Genomic DNA, 16330 nt, shown 5'->3' on the forward strand with positions numbered 1-16330 from the left:
ATGACCGCGGACCAATAAGCAAATGCGGCTTCGGAGCCGATCCATCCGCGGTCTTCACGAGCGTGGAACTCGCGGCGCGCCCCGGATATTCCCGGCTCCACGCCGCCCCTGTGACACGATGGCGAGCACACCGCCGGAACGAAAGAGGCGTCCGCATGGAACAGCTCAAAGTCATCGGGACCGAAGACGACAGGCTCGTCCTCGCGACCGAATCGGGCGAGCGATTCTCGCTCGCCGTCGACAGTGTCCTGCGCGGCGAGCTGCGCAGGATCGGACGCGATCGCGCCGACGAGGTGCCCGCGAACCGCCCCAGCCCTCGCGAGATCCAGGCGCACATCCGCGCCGGTCTGTCTGCGCAGGAGGTCGCCGTCCTGCTGGAGGCGCGCGTCGAGGACGTGCAGCGCTTCGAGGGTCCGGTGCTGGCCGAGCGTGAGCACATCGTCGGTCAGGCTCTGTCCGTGCCCGTCCTGCTGGGCGGCGACCTCGAGCCCGATGCCCTGCCGACGTTCGGCGCCGCCGTCCGCGCGAAGCTGGCCGAGGCCGGCGCCTCGGGCGAGCGCTGGACGAGCTGGAAGGAGCCCACCGGCTGGGTGGTCAAGCTCGAGTTCACTGCCGGCGACGTCGACCATGACGCCCGGTGGGGCTTCGACCCCCGCCGCACGACGCTTTCGCCGCAGAACGCCGACGCGATCCAGCTGTCCCGCCAGGGCTCGCTGCCGGACGGGCTCATCCCGCGGCTGCGCGCTCTGGAGGTGCCCGCGGGCAAGGATGAGTCGCGCTTCGACAGCGGCGCGTTCGGCCCGCGACGCATGCCCGACGCCGACATCGAGAGCCCCGAGGTGCCGGCGCCGACCGCGCCCGCCGTCGAGAACGCGGCGATCAAGCGCGCCGACAACGTGTCCTCGCCGTCGTCCGAGACCGCGGACCTGCTCGAGGCCCTGCGTCGACGCCGCGGACAGCGCGAGCCCCTGCCCGGCATGGAGAGCGAGACGCCGTCGCGCTCGCACTCCCCCGTCGCCCTCTTCGATGCCCTCGAGCCGGGCTACGAGGAGACGCCGAGCGGCTCCTCGGTGCCCGCCCAGAACGAGCGGGCCGCGGCATCCGGTGACGGAGGCGGCCGCCGCAAGGGCCGCACGTCGATGCCGTCGTGGGACGAGATCGTTTTCGGCGCACGCACCGAAGACTGATCCGGCGCCGACGGGCGACCCCGGTCAGGCGTAGGCGCCGAGTCGGATGAGCGGGATGGCGCGCTCGTCGTCGGTCAGCGATCCGTGCTGGCCGACCATCTTCTGCGCGCGCGTGTCCTCGAGCCGGTCGTCGTAGTAGGCGATCGAGGAACGCGCCGCGACGAGCACGTCGCCGATCCGCTCGCGCACCTCGGAGTCCACGATCGCGCCGAACAGCCCGGCGGTGATCGCCTCGTCGCGCGAGAGGATCCAGGAGCGACCGGACTCGGCCTCGCGCCAGCGTGCCAGCACGCCGTCCTGCGCGCCCTGCTCGGCGTAGAGGTGCAGCATCCGCGGCTCACCGCCGATGTGGCGGACGTCCTCCAGCAGGTCGTCTCCGGTCTGCAGCAGCACCTGGCGGTGCCGCGGAACGTCGACCATGCCGTGGTCTGCGGTGAGCACGACGCCGACACCCGGGGCGAGCGCGTCGGACAGTGTGCGCGCGGCACCGTCGACGTCCTCGAGGGCGGTGGTCCAGGCATCCGATTCCCACCCCCGCTTGTGACCGGCGGTGTCCAGGTCGGGTGCGTAGAGGTACACGAGGGCGCCCGGATGGCGGGCGGCCAGATCGGCCGCGATCTCCGCGCGCTCGGCGACCGTGCGCGCGGTGGCGAACTCGGCACCGCGGAGCGTGGCCTCGGTGAAGCCGGAGCCGACGTACTCCGCCCGCGAGACGACGAAGCAGGGGCGTCCTGCCTGCGCCTCCCGCTCCATCAGCGGCTGCGCGCGCTGCCAGGAGTGGGGCGACAGGCCGTCGGTCTCCCAGCCCTTGAGCTGGTTGACGATGTCGTCGGTGCCGGGAACGCGCGTGCGATAGCCCACGATCCCGTGGACGCCCGGTTCCGTGCCCGTCAGCAGGCTCGTGAGGGCTGCGGCCGTCGTCGAAGGGAAGACGGTGCGCCCGACGTCGCGCTTGCCCATGCGCTCCGACAGGAAGCGGGCATGTCCGGCCCGGGCAGCGAGATTGCGTGCGCCGAGGCCGTCGACGACGAAGACGACGGCACTCGTCGCGGGGGCGAGCCAGTCCGACTCTCCGCTCAGCGAGGCGATCAGCTGCGGCAGCACGCCGGTGAGGCTCCGGGCCCTGGGGGGCTCCGCGGGTAGGCTGAGGGACATCGCGGCAAGTCTCGCACACCGACGGGATCGGCTGTCCGCAGCGGGCCATCCGTGCGACGAGCGTCCGCGCCGCACCGTCCCTCTTGCCCGGAAGAAGCATGCGCGCCACTCCCCCTTCGCCCGCCCAGGACCGCGCTCCGGAGCGCATCGAAGACGTCGACGTCTCGGTCGAGATGCAGGGGTCGTTCCTCGAGTACGCCTACTCCGTGATCTATTCGCGCGCGCTCCCCGATGCGCGCGACGGACTGAAGCCCGTGCAGCGGCGCATCCTGTACCAGATGGCCGACATGGGTCTGCGGCCCGACCGGGGCCACGTGAAGAGCGCCCGCGTCGTCGGCGAGGTGATGGGCAAGCTCCACCCGCACGGTGACGCGCCCATCTACGACGCGCTCGTCCGGCTGGCCCAGGCGTTCTCGCTGCGGGTGCCCCTCGTGGACGGACACGGCAACTTCGGCTCGCTCGACGACGGTCCCGCCGCCCCGCGGTACACGGAGGCGCGTCTGGCGGCCGCCGCTCTCGCCCTCACGCAGGACCTCGACGAGGACGTCGTCGACTTCATCCCGAACTACGACGGCCAGTTCCAGCAGCCGGAGGTGCTGCCGGCCGCCTTCCCGAACCTGCTCGTCAACGGCACGACGGGCATCGCCGTCGGCATGGCCACGAACATGGCGCCGCACAACCTCATCGAGGTCGTCGCCGCCGCGGTCCACCTGCTCGAGAACCCCGAGGCCACGGTCGAGGAGCTGATGGAGTTCGTCCCCGGGCCCGACCTGCCCTCCGGCGGCATCATCGTCGGCCTCGACGGCATCAAGGACGCCTACGCGAAGGGCCGCGGCAGCTTCCGCACCCGCGCCAAGGTGTCGGTCGAGCCCCTCGGCCCGCGTCGCACGGGACTCGTCGTCACCGAGCTCCCCTACCTCGTGGGCCCCGAGCGGATCATCGAGAAGATCAAGGACGCGGTCACCAGCAAGAAGCTCACCGGCATCGCCGACGTCACCGACCTCACCGACCGCCATCACGGCCTGCGCCTCGTGATCGGCATCAAGACCGGCTTCGACCCGCTGGCCGTGCTCGAGCAGCTCTACCGACTGACGCCGCTCGAGGACTCCTTCAGCATCAACAACGTCGCCCTGGTCGGCGGACAGCCGCAGACGCTCGGCCTGCGCGAGCTCCTGCGGGTCTACCTCGATCACCGCGTCAGCGTGGTCACGCGCCGCAGCCGCTTCCGCCTGCAGCGCCGCCGCGACCGCCTGCACCTCGTCGAGGGGCTGCTCGTCGCGATCCTCGACATCGACGAGGTGATCCAGGTCATCCGCACGTCCGATGACAGCGAGCAGGCGCGTGCCCGGCTCATGGACGTCTTCGACCTCTCCGTCCTGCAGGCCGAGTACATCCTGGAGCTGCGCCTGCGGCGCCTGACGAAGTTCTCGCGGGTCGAGCTCGAGGCCGAGCGCGACGACCTGAAGGCGCAGATCGCCGCCCTCGAGGAGCTGCTGGGCAGCGACGTGCTGCTGCGCGCGCAGGTGGCCAGGGAACTGGATGCCGCGGCGGAGGCCCACGGCACGCCCCGGCGCACCGTCCTGCTGAACGGCGGGCCGGTGGCGGCCCGTCCGTCCCGCGCCGCCGCAGCGGCGGCGGCCGATCTGCAGATCGCGGACGCCCCGTGCCGGGTCTATCTGTCGGCGACCGGACGGATGCTGCGGGCCGAAGTGAGCCCCGACGCACCGGGTGGCGGCATCGTCCCGCCCGTGCGCCGCTCGAAGCACGACGCGATCCGCTCCGCGGTGGACGCCACGACGCGCGGCGACGTCGGTGCCGTCACGAGTGCGGGCCGGCTGGTGCGCTTCTCCCCCGTCGACCTCCCCTCCGTGCCCGGCAACTCCGTGCAGCCGGCGGCGGGCGCCCGCGCCGACCAGTACCTCGGCCTGTCCTCCGGCGAGCACGTCGTCGCGCTGGTCGCCCTCACCGGCGAACCGCCGATCGCCCTCGGCACGGCGCAGGGTGTCGTCAAGCGCGTCGCGGCCACGGAGCTTCCGCTCAACCGGCACGACATCGACGTCATCGCCCTCAAGCCCGGCGACCGTGTGGTGGGCGCCGCGCCCGCGCCCGACGGCGCGGAGCTCGTCTTCGTCACCTCCGACGCGCAGCTCCTGCGCTTCGACGCGTCGTCCGTGCGCCCGCAGGGTCGAGCGGCCGGCGGCATGGCCGGTGTCCGTCTCGCGGACGGCGAGAGCGCGGTGTTCTTCGGGGCCGTCGAGGCCGCGGCATCCGATGTCGTCGTCGTCACGGTGGCCGGATCGCGTCAGGCGCTGGCCGGAGCGGACGCCGCGTCGGTCAAGGTGTCGTCGTTCGAGGAGTTCCCGCCCAAGGGCCGGGCCACGGGCGGGGTGCGCGCACAGCGCTTCCTGCGCGGCGAGGACACGCTGGCGCTCGCCTGGGTCGGCCTCGGCCCGGCTCGCGCCGTCGGAGCCGATGGCGCGGTGCGTCCGCTGCCGGAGCCCGTGGCCAAGCGCGACGCGTCGGGCCAGCCGCTGGACGGCCTGGTGGGCGCCATCGGCGAGCCGGTGCGCTGAGGCCGGTACCGGCGCCGCGCCACCTGTCGTCGAACGGCGCGGAGCCGGGTCAGGCGTCGATGCGCTCGCGCGAGAAGTTGCTGGACGAGTCGACGATGAACTCCTTGCGCGGGGCGACGTCGTTGCCCATCAGCAGCTCGAACACGGTCGCCGCGTTCTCGGCGTCCGACACCCGCACCCGGCGCAGGGTGCGGCCGGCGCGATCCATCGTCGTCGTCGCGAGCTGCTCGGCGTCCATCTCGCCGAGGCCCTTGTAGCGCTGCACCGGCTCCTGCCAGCGCTTGCCCGACTTCGTCAGCCGCGCCAGGAGCGACTGCAGCTCCTGCTCGGAGTATGTGTAGACGGTCTCGTTCGGCTTGGTGCCGGGATGCTGGATGATGACGCGGTGCAGCGGCGGCACGGCGGCGAACACGCGCCCGGCCTCGATGAGCGGACGCATGTAGCGGAAGAAGAGCGTGAGCAGCAGCGTCCGGATGTGCGCGCCGTCGACGTCGGCGTCGCTCATCAGGATGACCTTGCCGTAGCGCGCCGTGCTGAGGTCGAACGAGCGGCCGGAGCCGGAGCCGATCACCTGGATGATCGAGGCGCATTCGGCGTTGCCGAGCATGTCGCTGATGGACGCCTTCTGCACGTTGAGGATCTTGCCGCGGATGGGCAGGAGCGCCTGGTACTCGCTGTTGCGGGCGAGCTTGGCGGTGCCGAGCGCGGAGTCGCCCTCCACGATGAACAGCTCCGAGTCGTCCACGTCGTTGGAGCGGCAGTCCACGAGCTTCGCGGGCAGAGACGAGGACTCCAGCGCGTTCTTGCGCCGCTGCGTCTCCTTGTGGGCACGGGCCGAGATGCGGGCCTTCATCTCGGCGACGACCTTCTCCATCAGGAGGGAGGTCTGCGACTTGTCGTCGCGCTTGGGCGAGGCGAAGCGCGCGTTCAGCTCCTTGGTCACGACGTTCGCGACGATCTGGCGCACGGCGGGGGTGCCGAGCACCTCCTTGGTCTGCCCCTCGAACTGCGGCTCGGGCACGCGCACGGTGAGGACCGCGGTGAGCCCCGCCAGGATGTCGTCCTTCTCGAGCTTGTCGTTGCCGAGCTTCAGCCGGCGGGCGTTCTGATCGACCTGCGCGCGCAGCACTTTCATCAGTGCCGCCTCGAAGCCCTGCTGGTGCGTCCCGCCCTTGGGCGTCGCGATGATGTTCACGAACGAACGCGTGGTCGTCTCGTAGCCGGTGCCCCAGCGCACGGCGACGTCGACGACGCACTCGCGCTCGACCTCGGTGGCGACCATGGCGCCGCTGGCCTGGAGGACCGGGACCGTTTCGGTGAAGGTGCTCGACCCGGTCAGGCGCCACGTGTCGGTGATCCCGGCGTCGGGGGCGAGGAAGTCGGCGAACTCCGAGATGCCTCCGTCGAAGCGGTAGGACGTCTCGGATGCCTCGTCCGACCGCTCGTCCCGGATGACGATCTCGAGCCCGGGCACGAGGAAGGCGGTCTGACGTGCGCGCTGCTCGAGCTCCTCGACGTTGAAGGCGGCATCCTTCGTGAAGATCTGTCGATCAGCCCAGTAGCGGATGCGGGTGCCGGTGACGCCCTTGGCCGCGCGGCCGGCCACGCGCAGCTCCGAGCGGTTCTCGAAGGGCGAGAAGGTGGAGTCGGGTGCGTCGCCCGCGAAGTTGCCGGGCTCGCCGCGGTGGAACGACATCGCCCACGTCTTGCCGCCGCGGTCGACCTCGACGTCGAGGCGCTCGGAGAGGGCGTTGACGACGGAGGCGCCGACGCCGTGGAGGCCGCCCGAGGCGGCGTAGGACCCGCCGCCGAACTTGCCGCCGGCGTGGAGCTTGGTGAAGACGACCTCGACGCCGGAGAGACCGGTGCGCGGCTCGATGTCGACGGGGATGCCGCGCGCCCGGTCACGGACCTCGACGCTGCCGTCGGCGTGGAGGACGATGTCGATGCGGGAGCCGAAGCCGCCGAGGGCCTCGTCGACGGAGTTGTCGATGATCTCCCAGAGGCAGTGCATGAGGCCGCGGGAGTCGGTCGATCCGATGTACATGCCCGGACGCTTGCGGACGGCTTCGAGCCCCTCGAGCACCTGCAGGTGATGGGCGGAGTACTCGGAAGTCACAATCGACAAGACTAATCCGGGGTGCGGGCAGGCCCTGCCCGACACTCGGCGCACGGGGGCCGTCGTACGCGCACAGCGAAATGTCCCGACTCACGGGCATTACCCATGGGGGCGCGTGGTTGTATTTCATGACCTGCCGGGATTCCCGACGCACCAAGAGGAGGCACTCCATGAACACCCTGTCGACAACCGAACCTGCCGCCGTCCTCGAGTACCGTCTGACCGCCGCGGACCGCTGCGACTCGTGCGGCGCTCAGGCCTACATCGCCGCCGAGGTGAACGGCAGCGAGCTGCTGTTCTGCGCTCACCACGGCCGCAAGTACGAAGACAAGCTGCGCAGCATCGCCACCACGTGGCACGACGAGACTGCGCGTCTCAGCGAAGCGGTCTGATCGAACCGATCACGGCATTCGATCGATCAGGGCCCCGGTCCTCACCCCGCGAGGGTGATGGCCGGGGCCTTTCGCATGCCCCGGCAGCGCCGACCGATCATTCAGAGGTGCGAGGGAGGCGCGGCGAGATGCGCGTGACGATCTCCTCGCCGATGGTGCCGATCGCCTCGGCCCACTCTGTGGCCGTCGGCTCGTCGACTCCGCCGCCGTAGAGCACGACGGTGTCGCCCGATGCCGCGCCGCCCCAGCTCCCGACGAGGCTCTGCAGCGCCTCGACGGCGAGGAGCGGCCGGCGACCCGCCGGCGTCCCGACGTCGGCGGCGCCGGCGAGGGCCGTCGGCAGGCCGTGCAGGAAGCCCGCGTCGACGTGCACCCGCTCGCTCTCCACGGCGGTCACCGTGGCCGTCAGCGTTCCGATGGGGCGGAGCCCGAGGTTGAGCGCCGAAGGGCCGCCGGCCGGGGCGACCCCGTAGGCGAACGCGCCGATCCGCACCAGGTCGTAGCGGAACTCCGCGCGCGCCGACGCGGCGGAGCTCGCCGCGAGATGCGTCACGGTGGGCGTCAGCCCCGCGACGCGCGCCTGCGTCAGAGCGAGGTCGAAGATCGCGCGCGCGTCGTCGTCGTCCGCGTCCGAGGCCTCGGCGATGTGGCTCCACACCCCGATCACGCGGATCGCGCCCCGCTTCTCGAGCGCGCGGGCACGGCGCACGACCGCCTCCCACTCCTCGGGACGGATGCCGTTGCGCCGCAGGCCGGAGTCGATCTTCAGGTGCACGCGCGCGGTCGTCCCCGCACGTCGGGCGGCAGCCGCGGCATCCTCCAGCAGCTGCGCGTCACCCACGCCCAGGTCGAGCTGCAGGTCGATCGCCTCGGCGACGTCGTCGGGATCCGGCAGCATCCACACGAAGACGCGGATCGCCTCGCCCACGAGGCGCCGGACGCGGCGGCCGGTCGCGACGTCGAAGGCGCCGACCCACGTCACGCCCTCCTCGAGCGCGCGCGGGAGGATGCGCTCGACCCCGTGACCGTAGGCGTCGTTCTTCACGACGAGCATCAGCTCGGCCGGGGCGACGCGATCGCGCAGCACGCGGAGGTTCTCTCCGAAGGCGCCGAGGTCGACGTGCAGCTGGGCGGTCACTCGCTCCTCCGCTCCGCGTGCAGTCCGACGGCGGCCACGAGCTCCGCCGCGCTCAGATCCGAGGCATCCGCCCACTCGTGCACAGACGGGTGACCCTGCGCCGGATCGCCGAAGAACCAGACGTCCGCGCCGCGGCTGAGGGGTGCGTCGCCGATCTCGACGACGCACACGTCCATCGCGACGCGGCCGAGGATGGCGCAGCGGCGCCCGGAGATCACGACCGACGCGCGCTCCCCCAGCGCGCGGTACACGCCCTGGCCGTAGCCGCCGGAGACCAGCGCGATGCGCGTATCGTGCGGCGCGCGGTGGAGGTAGCCGTACGACACGCCCTCCCCCGCCCTCAGGTCCTTGGTGGTGACGACCTCGCCGCAGAGCCGCAGGACCGGCACGCCGATGCCGTCGAGCCCGAAGACGGCCAGCGGGTCGACGGTGGCAGCGCCGACGTCCACCAGGGCGTCCGAGGGGATCCCCGCCGCCCGCAGCTCGTCGTGCTGGTCTGCGTCGGCGATCACCTGCCGTCCGCCGGCCGCGACGGCGGCCGCGGCGACGGTGACCGCTCCGTGACCCCATCCGTCCGCGCGCACGTCCACGACGCCGCCGTCCGCGCCGCTCCGCGCGAGGTTCGCGCGGAGGGCGGTGCGGCTCACCCGGGCCAGGACCGTCATCGGCGGAGGGCGTCGCCCATCACGCGCTCGTGGCGCGGACGCGAGCCCTCGCGGATGCCGGTCGTGCTCACGCGCGTCTCGTACAGCCCCGGGATCCAGTTGCCCTCGATGAGCACCGGCGCCTCCGGCCCGACGGCGACGTCCCAGCCGACGTAGGGCACGGTCGGGATGCGGCGGGCGGCCTGGTCGACGAGCGCGAGCACCTGGTCCCACAGCGGCACCTGGAACTCCACGATCGACTGGCCCGACTCGGGGTGCACGAGGTAGCTGCTCTTGTGCTTGCCGGTGTGCCCGGGGCCGACGGAGTGCCCGTCGTCGTCGAGCATCGTGAAGAAGCCGCCCCAGGTGAACTGATCGCTGACCGCACCGCGGCCGAACTTCTGCACCATGACGAGCGGGTGCACCGTGGTGCCGTCGAAGTACGTCGTGATGCGCGTCGTGTTGACGGTGCCGGCGCAGTAGGACGCGAGATACGGATGCTGGACGATGGGCTGCTCGATGAGGATCTGGCCCTTCCCGATCAGCTCCGCGCGGAACGCGTCCCAGTCGGTGACCTCCGCGGTGTCGTAGCGGAAGACGCCCTTGCCCTCCCTGCTGACCGGCACCTTGGCGATGATGACCGGGTGGCGGGCGGCGAACGCGGCCAGGGCCGCGGCGTCCGTGTCGTCGAGCTGCATCCACTCGCGACCCAGGAAGTCGCCGAAGGCCCGGTTGAAGTTGATCTTGTCCTCGAGCGTCTTGGCGTCCTCGCGGTCGTTGACGGCCGTCGCGAGGTGGTGCTGGATGAGCGAGGTCATGAACGTCTTGCGTTCGCTCCGGCTGAGGAGGGCGAAATCGGCCTCGTAGTAGTCGATGTAGGCGGTGTCGCGGAACGCGGCCGACCACAGCATGTCGACGAAGATGGGCGGCGCCCACTTGCCCTGCTCGTCGGCGATCTGGCGGGCGAAGTTCCAGACGCGGGTCGGGCGGAAGGCGGCGGCACGCTTCAGGAAGTAGCCGGCGCGCGCTTTCAGGGAGATGTCCATCGGCTGGGGCAGTCGCTTTCTGGTCCGGAGATCCGGCGCCGCCGGTGACGTCCGTCGCAGCGCTTCCGAAGCCTCAATCATACGAGGCGGGCTCCGGCCGACCCGCCCAGGGACCGGCGAGGCGCTGTGTTAGCGTGGCGAGGTGTCACAGCGGTCCCTGCGCGTCCGATATCTGCTGCAGCGGGCCCGGCGCCTGAGTCTGGGCAACGTCACCGAGTTCGCCCGACAGGTGCAGCGCGTGTCCCGTGCTCCGCTCCCGGTGATCGTCGCCGACATGCTGTGGTGCTCCGTGCGCTACGAGATGGGCTTCCGCGACTACGCGGTGTGGGACATCCGGCTGCTGAACGCCCGCGAGCGCGCCACGTGGATGACGCACCCCAAGGCGATCCGGCTGAACAACACCCTCAACGGTCCGGACTCCGCCGCGCTGCTGGGAGACAAGCCCCGGTTCTACCGCGACTTCTCCGACATGATCGGGCGCGCCTGGATCGACGCCGCGGATGCGGACGACGACGCGATCGCCCGGTTCCTCGCCGCTCATCCCCGTGTGCTGGTCAAGCCCGCGCGCGGTGAGGGCGGACGCGGCATCGACACGTTCGACGCGGCGGACATCGCGGACGAGCCCGCCTGGCGCCGGCAGCTGATCGAAGACGGACGCACCCTGGTGGAGGAGCTCCTCCCGCAGCACGAGCGCATGAACGAGCTCTACGCCGGGAGCGTCAACACCCTCCGCATCATCACCTACCTGCGCCCCGACGGCTCGTTCCACGTGATCGCGGCGGTGCTGCGCATCGGCAACGGCGGGGTCGTGGACAACTTCGCCGGCGGCGGCATGTTCACGATGCTCGACGACGACGGCGTGGCCCGGTGGGGAGCGGTGGACAAGAACTCGAACGTGTTCGCGCAGCATCCGGTCACCGGCACGACGATCGCCGGCTTCGCGGTCCCCCGGTTCGCCGAGGCCCTCGCGATGGTCGAGGTCGCCGCGCGCCGCCTGCCCACGGTTCCCTACGTCGGCTGGGACGTCGCCATCACCCCCGACGGTCCGGCGCTCATCGAGGCCAACCACAACTCGAGCGTCTTCCAGATGAAGCCGAGCGTGTCGGGCGTCCGCACCGGTCTGCTGTCGCGCTACCGCGACGCCATCGGCTCCGGCGTGCTCGACAAGCGCCGCTGACGCGGGGCGGAGCGCGTCAGGCCGGTCAGCGGCCGAAGCGTGCCCGCACCAGGCGCGCCGCGGTGGCGAGCTCGGGCGTGCGGAACGCCGCGAGGATGCCGACGTAGATCGCGCCGGCAGTCGCGCAGATGAGTGCGGTGCCCGCCGCCCCGAGGAACAGGCTGCCCAGCATCCATCCTTCGCCGCCCCCTGTCCAGAGGTACACGCCGTAGCCGGCGGCCCCCGCAGGGATCGCGGCGAGCACGAACCGGCCGATGGCGGCGAGCGGGCGCGCGAGGCCCAGCGGACCGATCTTGCGCCGAAGCAGCCACACCGCGATGACGAGTTCCACGATGCCGCACAGGGTCTGCACCGACGCGACCGTGACGGTCAGGTACGGCCGGGGCACCAGCATGGCGACGAGGGTGAGCGACACCACCATGACGCCGAGGATCAGGGTGAAGAAGAAGGGCGTGCGGGTGTCGCCGTACGCGTAGAAGGTGCGCTGGATGATGAACAGGATCGCCATCGGCAGCAGCGCGACCAGGAACGCGATGAGCACCGGCGCCGCCAGCAGGGCGGCCTCCGACGTCTGCGTGAAGATGCGCGATGCGGGCGCCGCCGCCGCCGCGAGCCCGACCGCCGCGATGACCACGAACAGGCCGAGGGTGCGGATCGAGGCGCCGATGTCGGCCAGCACCTCCGGGCGCCTCTCGGCGGCGGCGTGCTCGCTGATGCGGGTGAAGTAGGGCGTGCCGATCGACAGCACGATGAGCGCGTAGGGCACCATGTAGACGAGCCAGGCGTTGCCCCAGATGGCGGCCGACGCGTTGTCTCCGGATGCCGCGCTCATCACGTTGGACTGCACGACACCGGCCACCAGGGTGACCATGACCATGCCGAACGTCCAGGTCGCGAGGCCGCCCATGCTGCCGAAGCCGACGCCGCGCCAGCGGAAGTCGGGACGCAGCGGAATGCCGGAGCGTCGCCAGAAGACGGTCAGCACGACGACCTGCGCGATGATGCCGAGCGTGGCGGTGCCACCCACCAGGGCGATCGCCTCCGGGGTCCATCCGTCCAGGCCGTCGCGGCTGCCGAAGACGGCGATGAACAGGCCGAAGCCCGCGATCGAGACGGCGTTGTTCACGACCGGCGCCCACGCGTAGGGCGCGAAGATGCGCCGGGCGTTGAGGCTCTCGCCGATGAGCGCGAACATGCCGTAGAAGAAGATCTGTGGGAGGCACCAGTAGGCGAAGGCGGTCGTGAGCGACTGGGCCTGCGGCGTGAGCTGGCCGGCCACGACAGAGACCAGCCAGGGCGCGAGGAGCATCGCGAGCGCGGTCGCGGCGAGCAGGATCACCGCGCCGGCCGTCATGAGCTTCGGCAGGAAGATGCGACCGCCGTCGGACTGCGCGCTCACGGCGACCACGCGCGGCACGATGACGCCCGTGAGCAGACCGGTCGAGATCAGCGTCAGGACGGTGTTGGGCAGCTGATTCGCGTAGTAGAACGAATCACCCGCCGCGAAGGTGCCGATGGCCGCGACGAGGACGATGGTGCGGACGAGTCCGGTCATGCGCGACACGAGCGTGCCGGCCGCGATCAGGCTGCTCGCCCGCGCCAGGTTCATCGAGGGACGCCGATCAGGCGGGACGCACCACGCCCAGCGGCGTGGACTCGTGGCCCTGGCCGAGCGGGTTGTCCTTGAGGATGGCGAGCAGGCGCCGCTCCCCCGCCTTGTCGAGCGTCGAGCCGAGGATGTTGCCGCCCAGGTCGTTGATGTCGACCACGGCGACCTCTGCGACGCCGCCGAGCAGCGTCTTGACGTGCTGCGCGACCTCGCGCGGACGCTCCGGGCCGAGCACGACCGCCTTGTTGTACGGCGGGATCGTCCCCTTCGTCGGACCGTCGATCGCTCGGGCCTTGTCGCCCGCGATGCGGTAGAAGTCGCCCTTGCGGCCGAAGGCCTTAGTCACGGCCGACACGGCCGCCGCGAACAGGATGCGGGGCGTCCCGCACTCCCGCAGCGCCATCTCCATCGTCTCGGGCATGCCGAGGCCGATGCCGTAGGGCGTGCGGGTGACGTATCGGGACAGGAACAGCGCGAGGCGGCGCGGGTGGATGTCCTCGACGAGGTACGACCGGCCCTGCGTGATGGCGACGATCTTCTCGGTCACGAAGAGCAGATCCCCGGACTGCACGACCGGCCCGGCGTAGTCGAGCAGGAACGCGTCCAGGTCGTCGCCCGGAAGGACGACGCGCGTGCGGATCGGGACGCGGGCGACCTTCTCGCCCGCGACCTCCACCGAAAGGGCCTTGCCCTGATTCGCCTCGCCGCTCACTCGAGGTAGTCCCGCAACGACTGCGAGCGCGACGGGTGCCGCAGCTTCGCCATCGTCTTGGACTCGATCTGCCGGATGCGCTCGCGCGTCACGCCGAACGTGTCGCCGATCTGGTCGAGGGTCTTCGGCTGGCCGTCGCCGAGGCCGAAGCGCATGCGGATCACGCCCGCCTCGCGCTCGGACAGGGAGTCCAGCAGCGACTCGAGCTGGCGCTGGAGCATCGTGAAGCCCACCGCGTCGGCCGGGACGACGGCCTCGGTGTCCTCGATCAGGTCGCCGAACTCGCTGTCGCCGTCCTCGCCGAGGGGCGTGTGCAGCGAGATGGGCTCGCGACCGTACTTCTGCACCTCGATGACCTTCTCGGGCGTCATGTCGAGCTCGCGGCTGAGCTCCTCGGGTGTGGGCTCGCGGCCCAGGTCCTGGAGCATCTGGCGCTGCACGCGCGCGAGCTTGTTGATGACCTCGACCATGTGCACGGGGATGCGGATCGTGCGGGCCTGGTCGGCCATGGCGCGGGTGATCGCCTGGCGGATCCACCACGTCGCGTACGTCGAGAACTTGAAGCCCTTGGTGTAGTCGAACTTCTCGACGGCGCGGATGAGACCGAGGTTGCCCTCCTGGATCAGGTCCAGGAACTGCATGCCGCGGCCGGTGTAGCGCTTGGCGAGCGAGACGACCAGGCGGAGGTTCGCGCCGAGCAGGTGCGACTTGGCGCGCTGACCGTCGCGGGCGACCCACTGGAGGTCGAGGCCGGTCTGGCCCGACTTCTCGGCGGCCGTCATGTGCGACAGCTTCTCCTCGGCGAACAGGCCCGCCTCGATGCGCATCGCGAGCTCGACCTCTTCGGCCGCGTTGAGGAGCGGCACCTTGCCGATCTGCTTGAGGTAGTCCTTGACGGGGTCGGCCGTCGCGCCGGTGATCATCGTCGAGTAGACGGGCACCTCGTCGTCGTCGCCGGAGGAGATGACGATCGCGCCCGTCGGCAGCGGCTCGGTGAACGCCGGCTTGGCGTCTTCCTCGTCGTCGTCCTCGGACGCCTCGGAATCGGATGCCGCGGCCTCGGGCGCCTCGACCGTGGCGGCCTTCTTGCGCCCCTTGGTCACGGCGGCGGGGGCCTCCTCGACGGACTCGTCGCCGTCCTCGAGATCGGTGACGTCGAGTTCCTCGACGTCGACCTCGTCGTCCTCGCCGGGCTCGTCGTCATCGGCCTTGGCCTTGCCCTTGGCGGGCGCCTTGGCGGCGGTGGTCTTCTTGGCAGCGGGCTTGGCGGCCGCCCTCTTGGCGGGAGCCTTCTTCGCGGCCGCGGACGTCTTCGTCGCGGCGGCGACCTCTTCGGTGGGGACCTCGGTGTCGACGTCCTCGGTGGTGCGTGTGCGGGTGGTGGTCTTCGTGCCTGCGGTCACGATTCGCCTTTCACCGGCAGACGGGCGTCAGCGCGTCCCCCGGTCGTCTTCGGACACTAGTAAGACCCTTGTCAAGTCCCGCGGCGCCGAGATGAGTCGGGTCAACGGTTGACAACGGGTCAGTTCTTCCAGTATCGCACAGGACCGGGGAGCCTCTGCACCCCGATGCGTGCGTCTGGAAGATGCAACGCCGGCGCTGTGCCCGGCATTCCGCGCTAGGGGCGCTTGTCGTCCTCGCCGGTGGGGCGACTGGCGAGGAAGCGCTCCAGCTCGGCCGCGAGCTCGTCGGCGCTCGGGAGATCACCGGTGTGGATGATCGGGGTCGCGAGGGTGGAACCTGCCATGTAGGAGTCGTAGCGCTCCTCGAGACCCTCGAGCATGCGCTTGAGCTCGTCGTTGCCTCCGACCTGCTCATCGACCTTGGCGATGTACTCGCGGTTCTCCTCGCGCAGGCCCTCGCCCGCGAAGATGAGCCCGGTCGCCACCGTGAGGCTGTCGAGCGCCGCGAGCGTCGCGGCCGGGTACTCCGTGTCGCCGAGGTAGTGCGGCACGAGCAGCACGAAGCCGGCGACGCGGGCACCCGCTTCAGCGAAGCGGTACTCCAGCAGATGGCCGACGGTCGAGGGCACCTGGGTGTGCGGCTGCCACACGGAGTGCGCCTCGGTGAGCTCGGACCGCGTGCCGCTGACGGTCGTGCCGATCGGACGGGTGTGCGGCACCGGCATGGGGATGGCGTGCACCCAGGTGACCGAGGAGATCCCCAGTTCGTCGGCGAGGTCGAGTACCGTGCGGGCGAACGCCTCCCACGCGAAGTCGGGCTCGTAGCCGGCGAGCAGCACGAACGGCTGACCCATGGCGTCGTGGACGAGCAACAGCTCGAGACGCGGCGGCCGGAAGTCGGTCAGGTGATCCTGCTCGAACGACACGATCGGGCGGCGCGCGCGATAGTCCAGCAGCACGTCGTTGGAGAAGCTGACCAGCAGCGACGGCTCGAGATCATCGCGGAAGTAGTCGACGAGTCCTGAGACCGCTCCCCCGGCATCCGTGAATCCCGTGAGCGAGATCACGAGCGGCAGCCCGGCGGGCACGGGCGGCGCTGAGACGGCGCGATCGAACAGGGGTGCGGGCCAGGGCATGAGTCCACTCTACGAGCCGGTCCCGACGGCCCGGCGCGG

13 protein-coding genes are annotated in these 16330 nt (G+C 71.1%); 4 read left to right on the forward strand and 9 right to left on the reverse strand.

The genetic code is table 11. The annotated features are described in order from the left end of the window. Positions 1-155 precede the first annotated feature (155 nt). Positions 156-1187, forward strand: coding sequence for a septation protein SepH (gene sepH / locus CVS47_RS07140; RefSeq protein ID WP_127095479.1), 1032 nt, complete (start codon positions 156-158; stop codon positions 1185-1187). A 24-nt stretch (positions 1188-1211) separates the two neighbouring features. Here the strand turns inward: sepH and CVS47_RS07145 are convergent, their stop codons facing one another. Further along, entirely contained in the window at positions 1212-2342 is a 1131-nt protein-coding gene (locus tag CVS47_RS07145; protein WP_127095480.1) for an alkaline phosphatase family protein, read from the reverse strand. 98 nt (positions 2343-2440) lie between these two features. Between CVS47_RS07145 and CVS47_RS07150 the strand changes: the two genes are divergently transcribed. Then, on the forward strand, positions 2441-4915 hold the full coding sequence (locus CVS47_RS07150; RefSeq protein ID WP_127095481.1) for a DNA gyrase/topoisomerase IV subunit A: 2475 nt from the start codon (positions 2441-2443) through the stop codon (positions 4913-4915). A gap of 49 nt (positions 4916-4964) precedes the next feature. Here CVS47_RS07150 and CVS47_RS07155 read toward each other — a convergent pair whose 3' ends face one another. After that, on the reverse strand, positions 4965-7037 hold the full coding sequence (locus CVS47_RS07155) for a DNA gyrase/topoisomerase IV subunit B (RefSeq protein ID WP_127097240.1): 2073 nt from the start codon (positions 7035-7037) through the stop codon (positions 4965-4967). A gap of 167 nt (positions 7038-7204) precedes the next feature. Between CVS47_RS07155 and CVS47_RS07160 the strand changes: the two genes are divergently transcribed. Continuing rightward, positions 7205-7426, forward strand: a complete 222-nt coding sequence (locus CVS47_RS07160) for a DUF7455 domain-containing protein (RefSeq protein WP_127095482.1) — start codon at positions 7205-7207, stop codon at positions 7424-7426. Positions 7427-7523: 97 nt separating this feature from the next. Here CVS47_RS07160 and CVS47_RS07165 read toward each other — a convergent pair whose 3' ends face one another. Genes CVS47_RS07165 through CVS47_RS07175 form a run of 3 tightly spaced genes read right to left on the reverse strand, consistent with a single transcriptional unit; the run spans position 7524 to position 10254 of the window. Beyond that, the gene (locus tag CVS47_RS07165) at positions 7524-8564 is read right to left on the reverse strand and encodes an alanine racemase (protein ID WP_127095483.1); all 1041 of its coding nucleotides are present in this window, start codon (positions 8562-8564) and stop codon (positions 7524-7526) included. Then, positions 8561-9229 (reverse strand): alanine racemase C-terminal domain-containing protein, encoded by a 669-nt coding sequence (locus tag CVS47_RS07170; protein ID WP_127095484.1) that lies wholly within the window; start codon positions 9227-9229, stop codon positions 8561-8563. Before CVS47_RS07170 ends, CVS47_RS07165 begins: the two co-directional genes overlap by 4 nt. Then, positions 9226-10254 carry a sugar-transfer associated ATP-grasp domain-containing protein gene (locus CVS47_RS07175; protein ID WP_164734615.1) on the reverse strand — a complete coding sequence of 343 codons (1029 nt, stop codon included), beginning with the start codon at positions 10252-10254 and terminating at the stop codon, positions 9226-9228. The genes CVS47_RS07170 and CVS47_RS07175 overlap by 4 nt, the downstream gene beginning before the upstream one ends. A gap of 142 nt (positions 10255-10396) precedes the next feature. Here CVS47_RS07175 and CVS47_RS07180 point away from each other — a divergent pair, with 142 nt between their 5' ends. Then, positions 10397-11431 carry a sugar-transfer associated ATP-grasp domain-containing protein gene (locus CVS47_RS07180; protein WP_127095486.1) on the forward strand — a complete coding sequence of 345 codons (1035 nt, stop codon included), beginning with the start codon at positions 10397-10399 and terminating at the stop codon, positions 11429-11431. A 25-nt stretch (positions 11432-11456) separates the two neighbouring features. Here the strand turns inward: CVS47_RS07180 and murJ are convergent, their stop codons facing one another. The 4 genes from murJ to CVS47_RS07200 all read right to left on the reverse strand — a co-directional run bounded on the left by murJ (position 11457) and on the right by CVS47_RS07200 (position 16291). Further along, the gene (murJ, locus tag CVS47_RS07185; RefSeq protein ID WP_127095487.1) at positions 11457-13040 is read right to left on the reverse strand and encodes a murein biosynthesis integral membrane protein MurJ; all 1584 of its coding nucleotides are present in this window, start codon (positions 13038-13040) and stop codon (positions 11457-11459) included. A gap of 13 nt (positions 13041-13053) precedes the next feature. Continuing rightward, complete coding sequence (locus tag CVS47_RS07190) at positions 13054-13752, reverse strand: coenzyme F420-0:L-glutamate ligase (protein WP_127095488.1); 699 nt, start codon at positions 13750-13752, stop codon at positions 13054-13056. Beyond that, positions 13749-15155, reverse strand: a complete 1407-nt coding sequence (locus tag CVS47_RS07195; protein WP_127095489.1) for an RNA polymerase sigma factor — start codon at positions 15153-15155, stop codon at positions 13749-13751. The genes CVS47_RS07190 and CVS47_RS07195 overlap by 4 nt, the downstream gene beginning before the upstream one ends. 215 nt (positions 15156-15370) lie before the next feature. Next, complete coding sequence (locus tag CVS47_RS07200) at positions 15371-16291, reverse strand: proteasome assembly chaperone family protein (RefSeq protein ID WP_127095490.1); 921 nt, start codon at positions 16289-16291, stop codon at positions 15371-15373. Positions 16292-16330: the final 39 nt, after the last annotated feature.

This window comes from Microbacterium lemovicicum (assembly GCF_003991875.1).
Lineage (GTDB): Bacteria > Actinomycetota > Actinomycetes > Actinomycetales > Microbacteriaceae > Microbacterium > Microbacterium lemovicicum.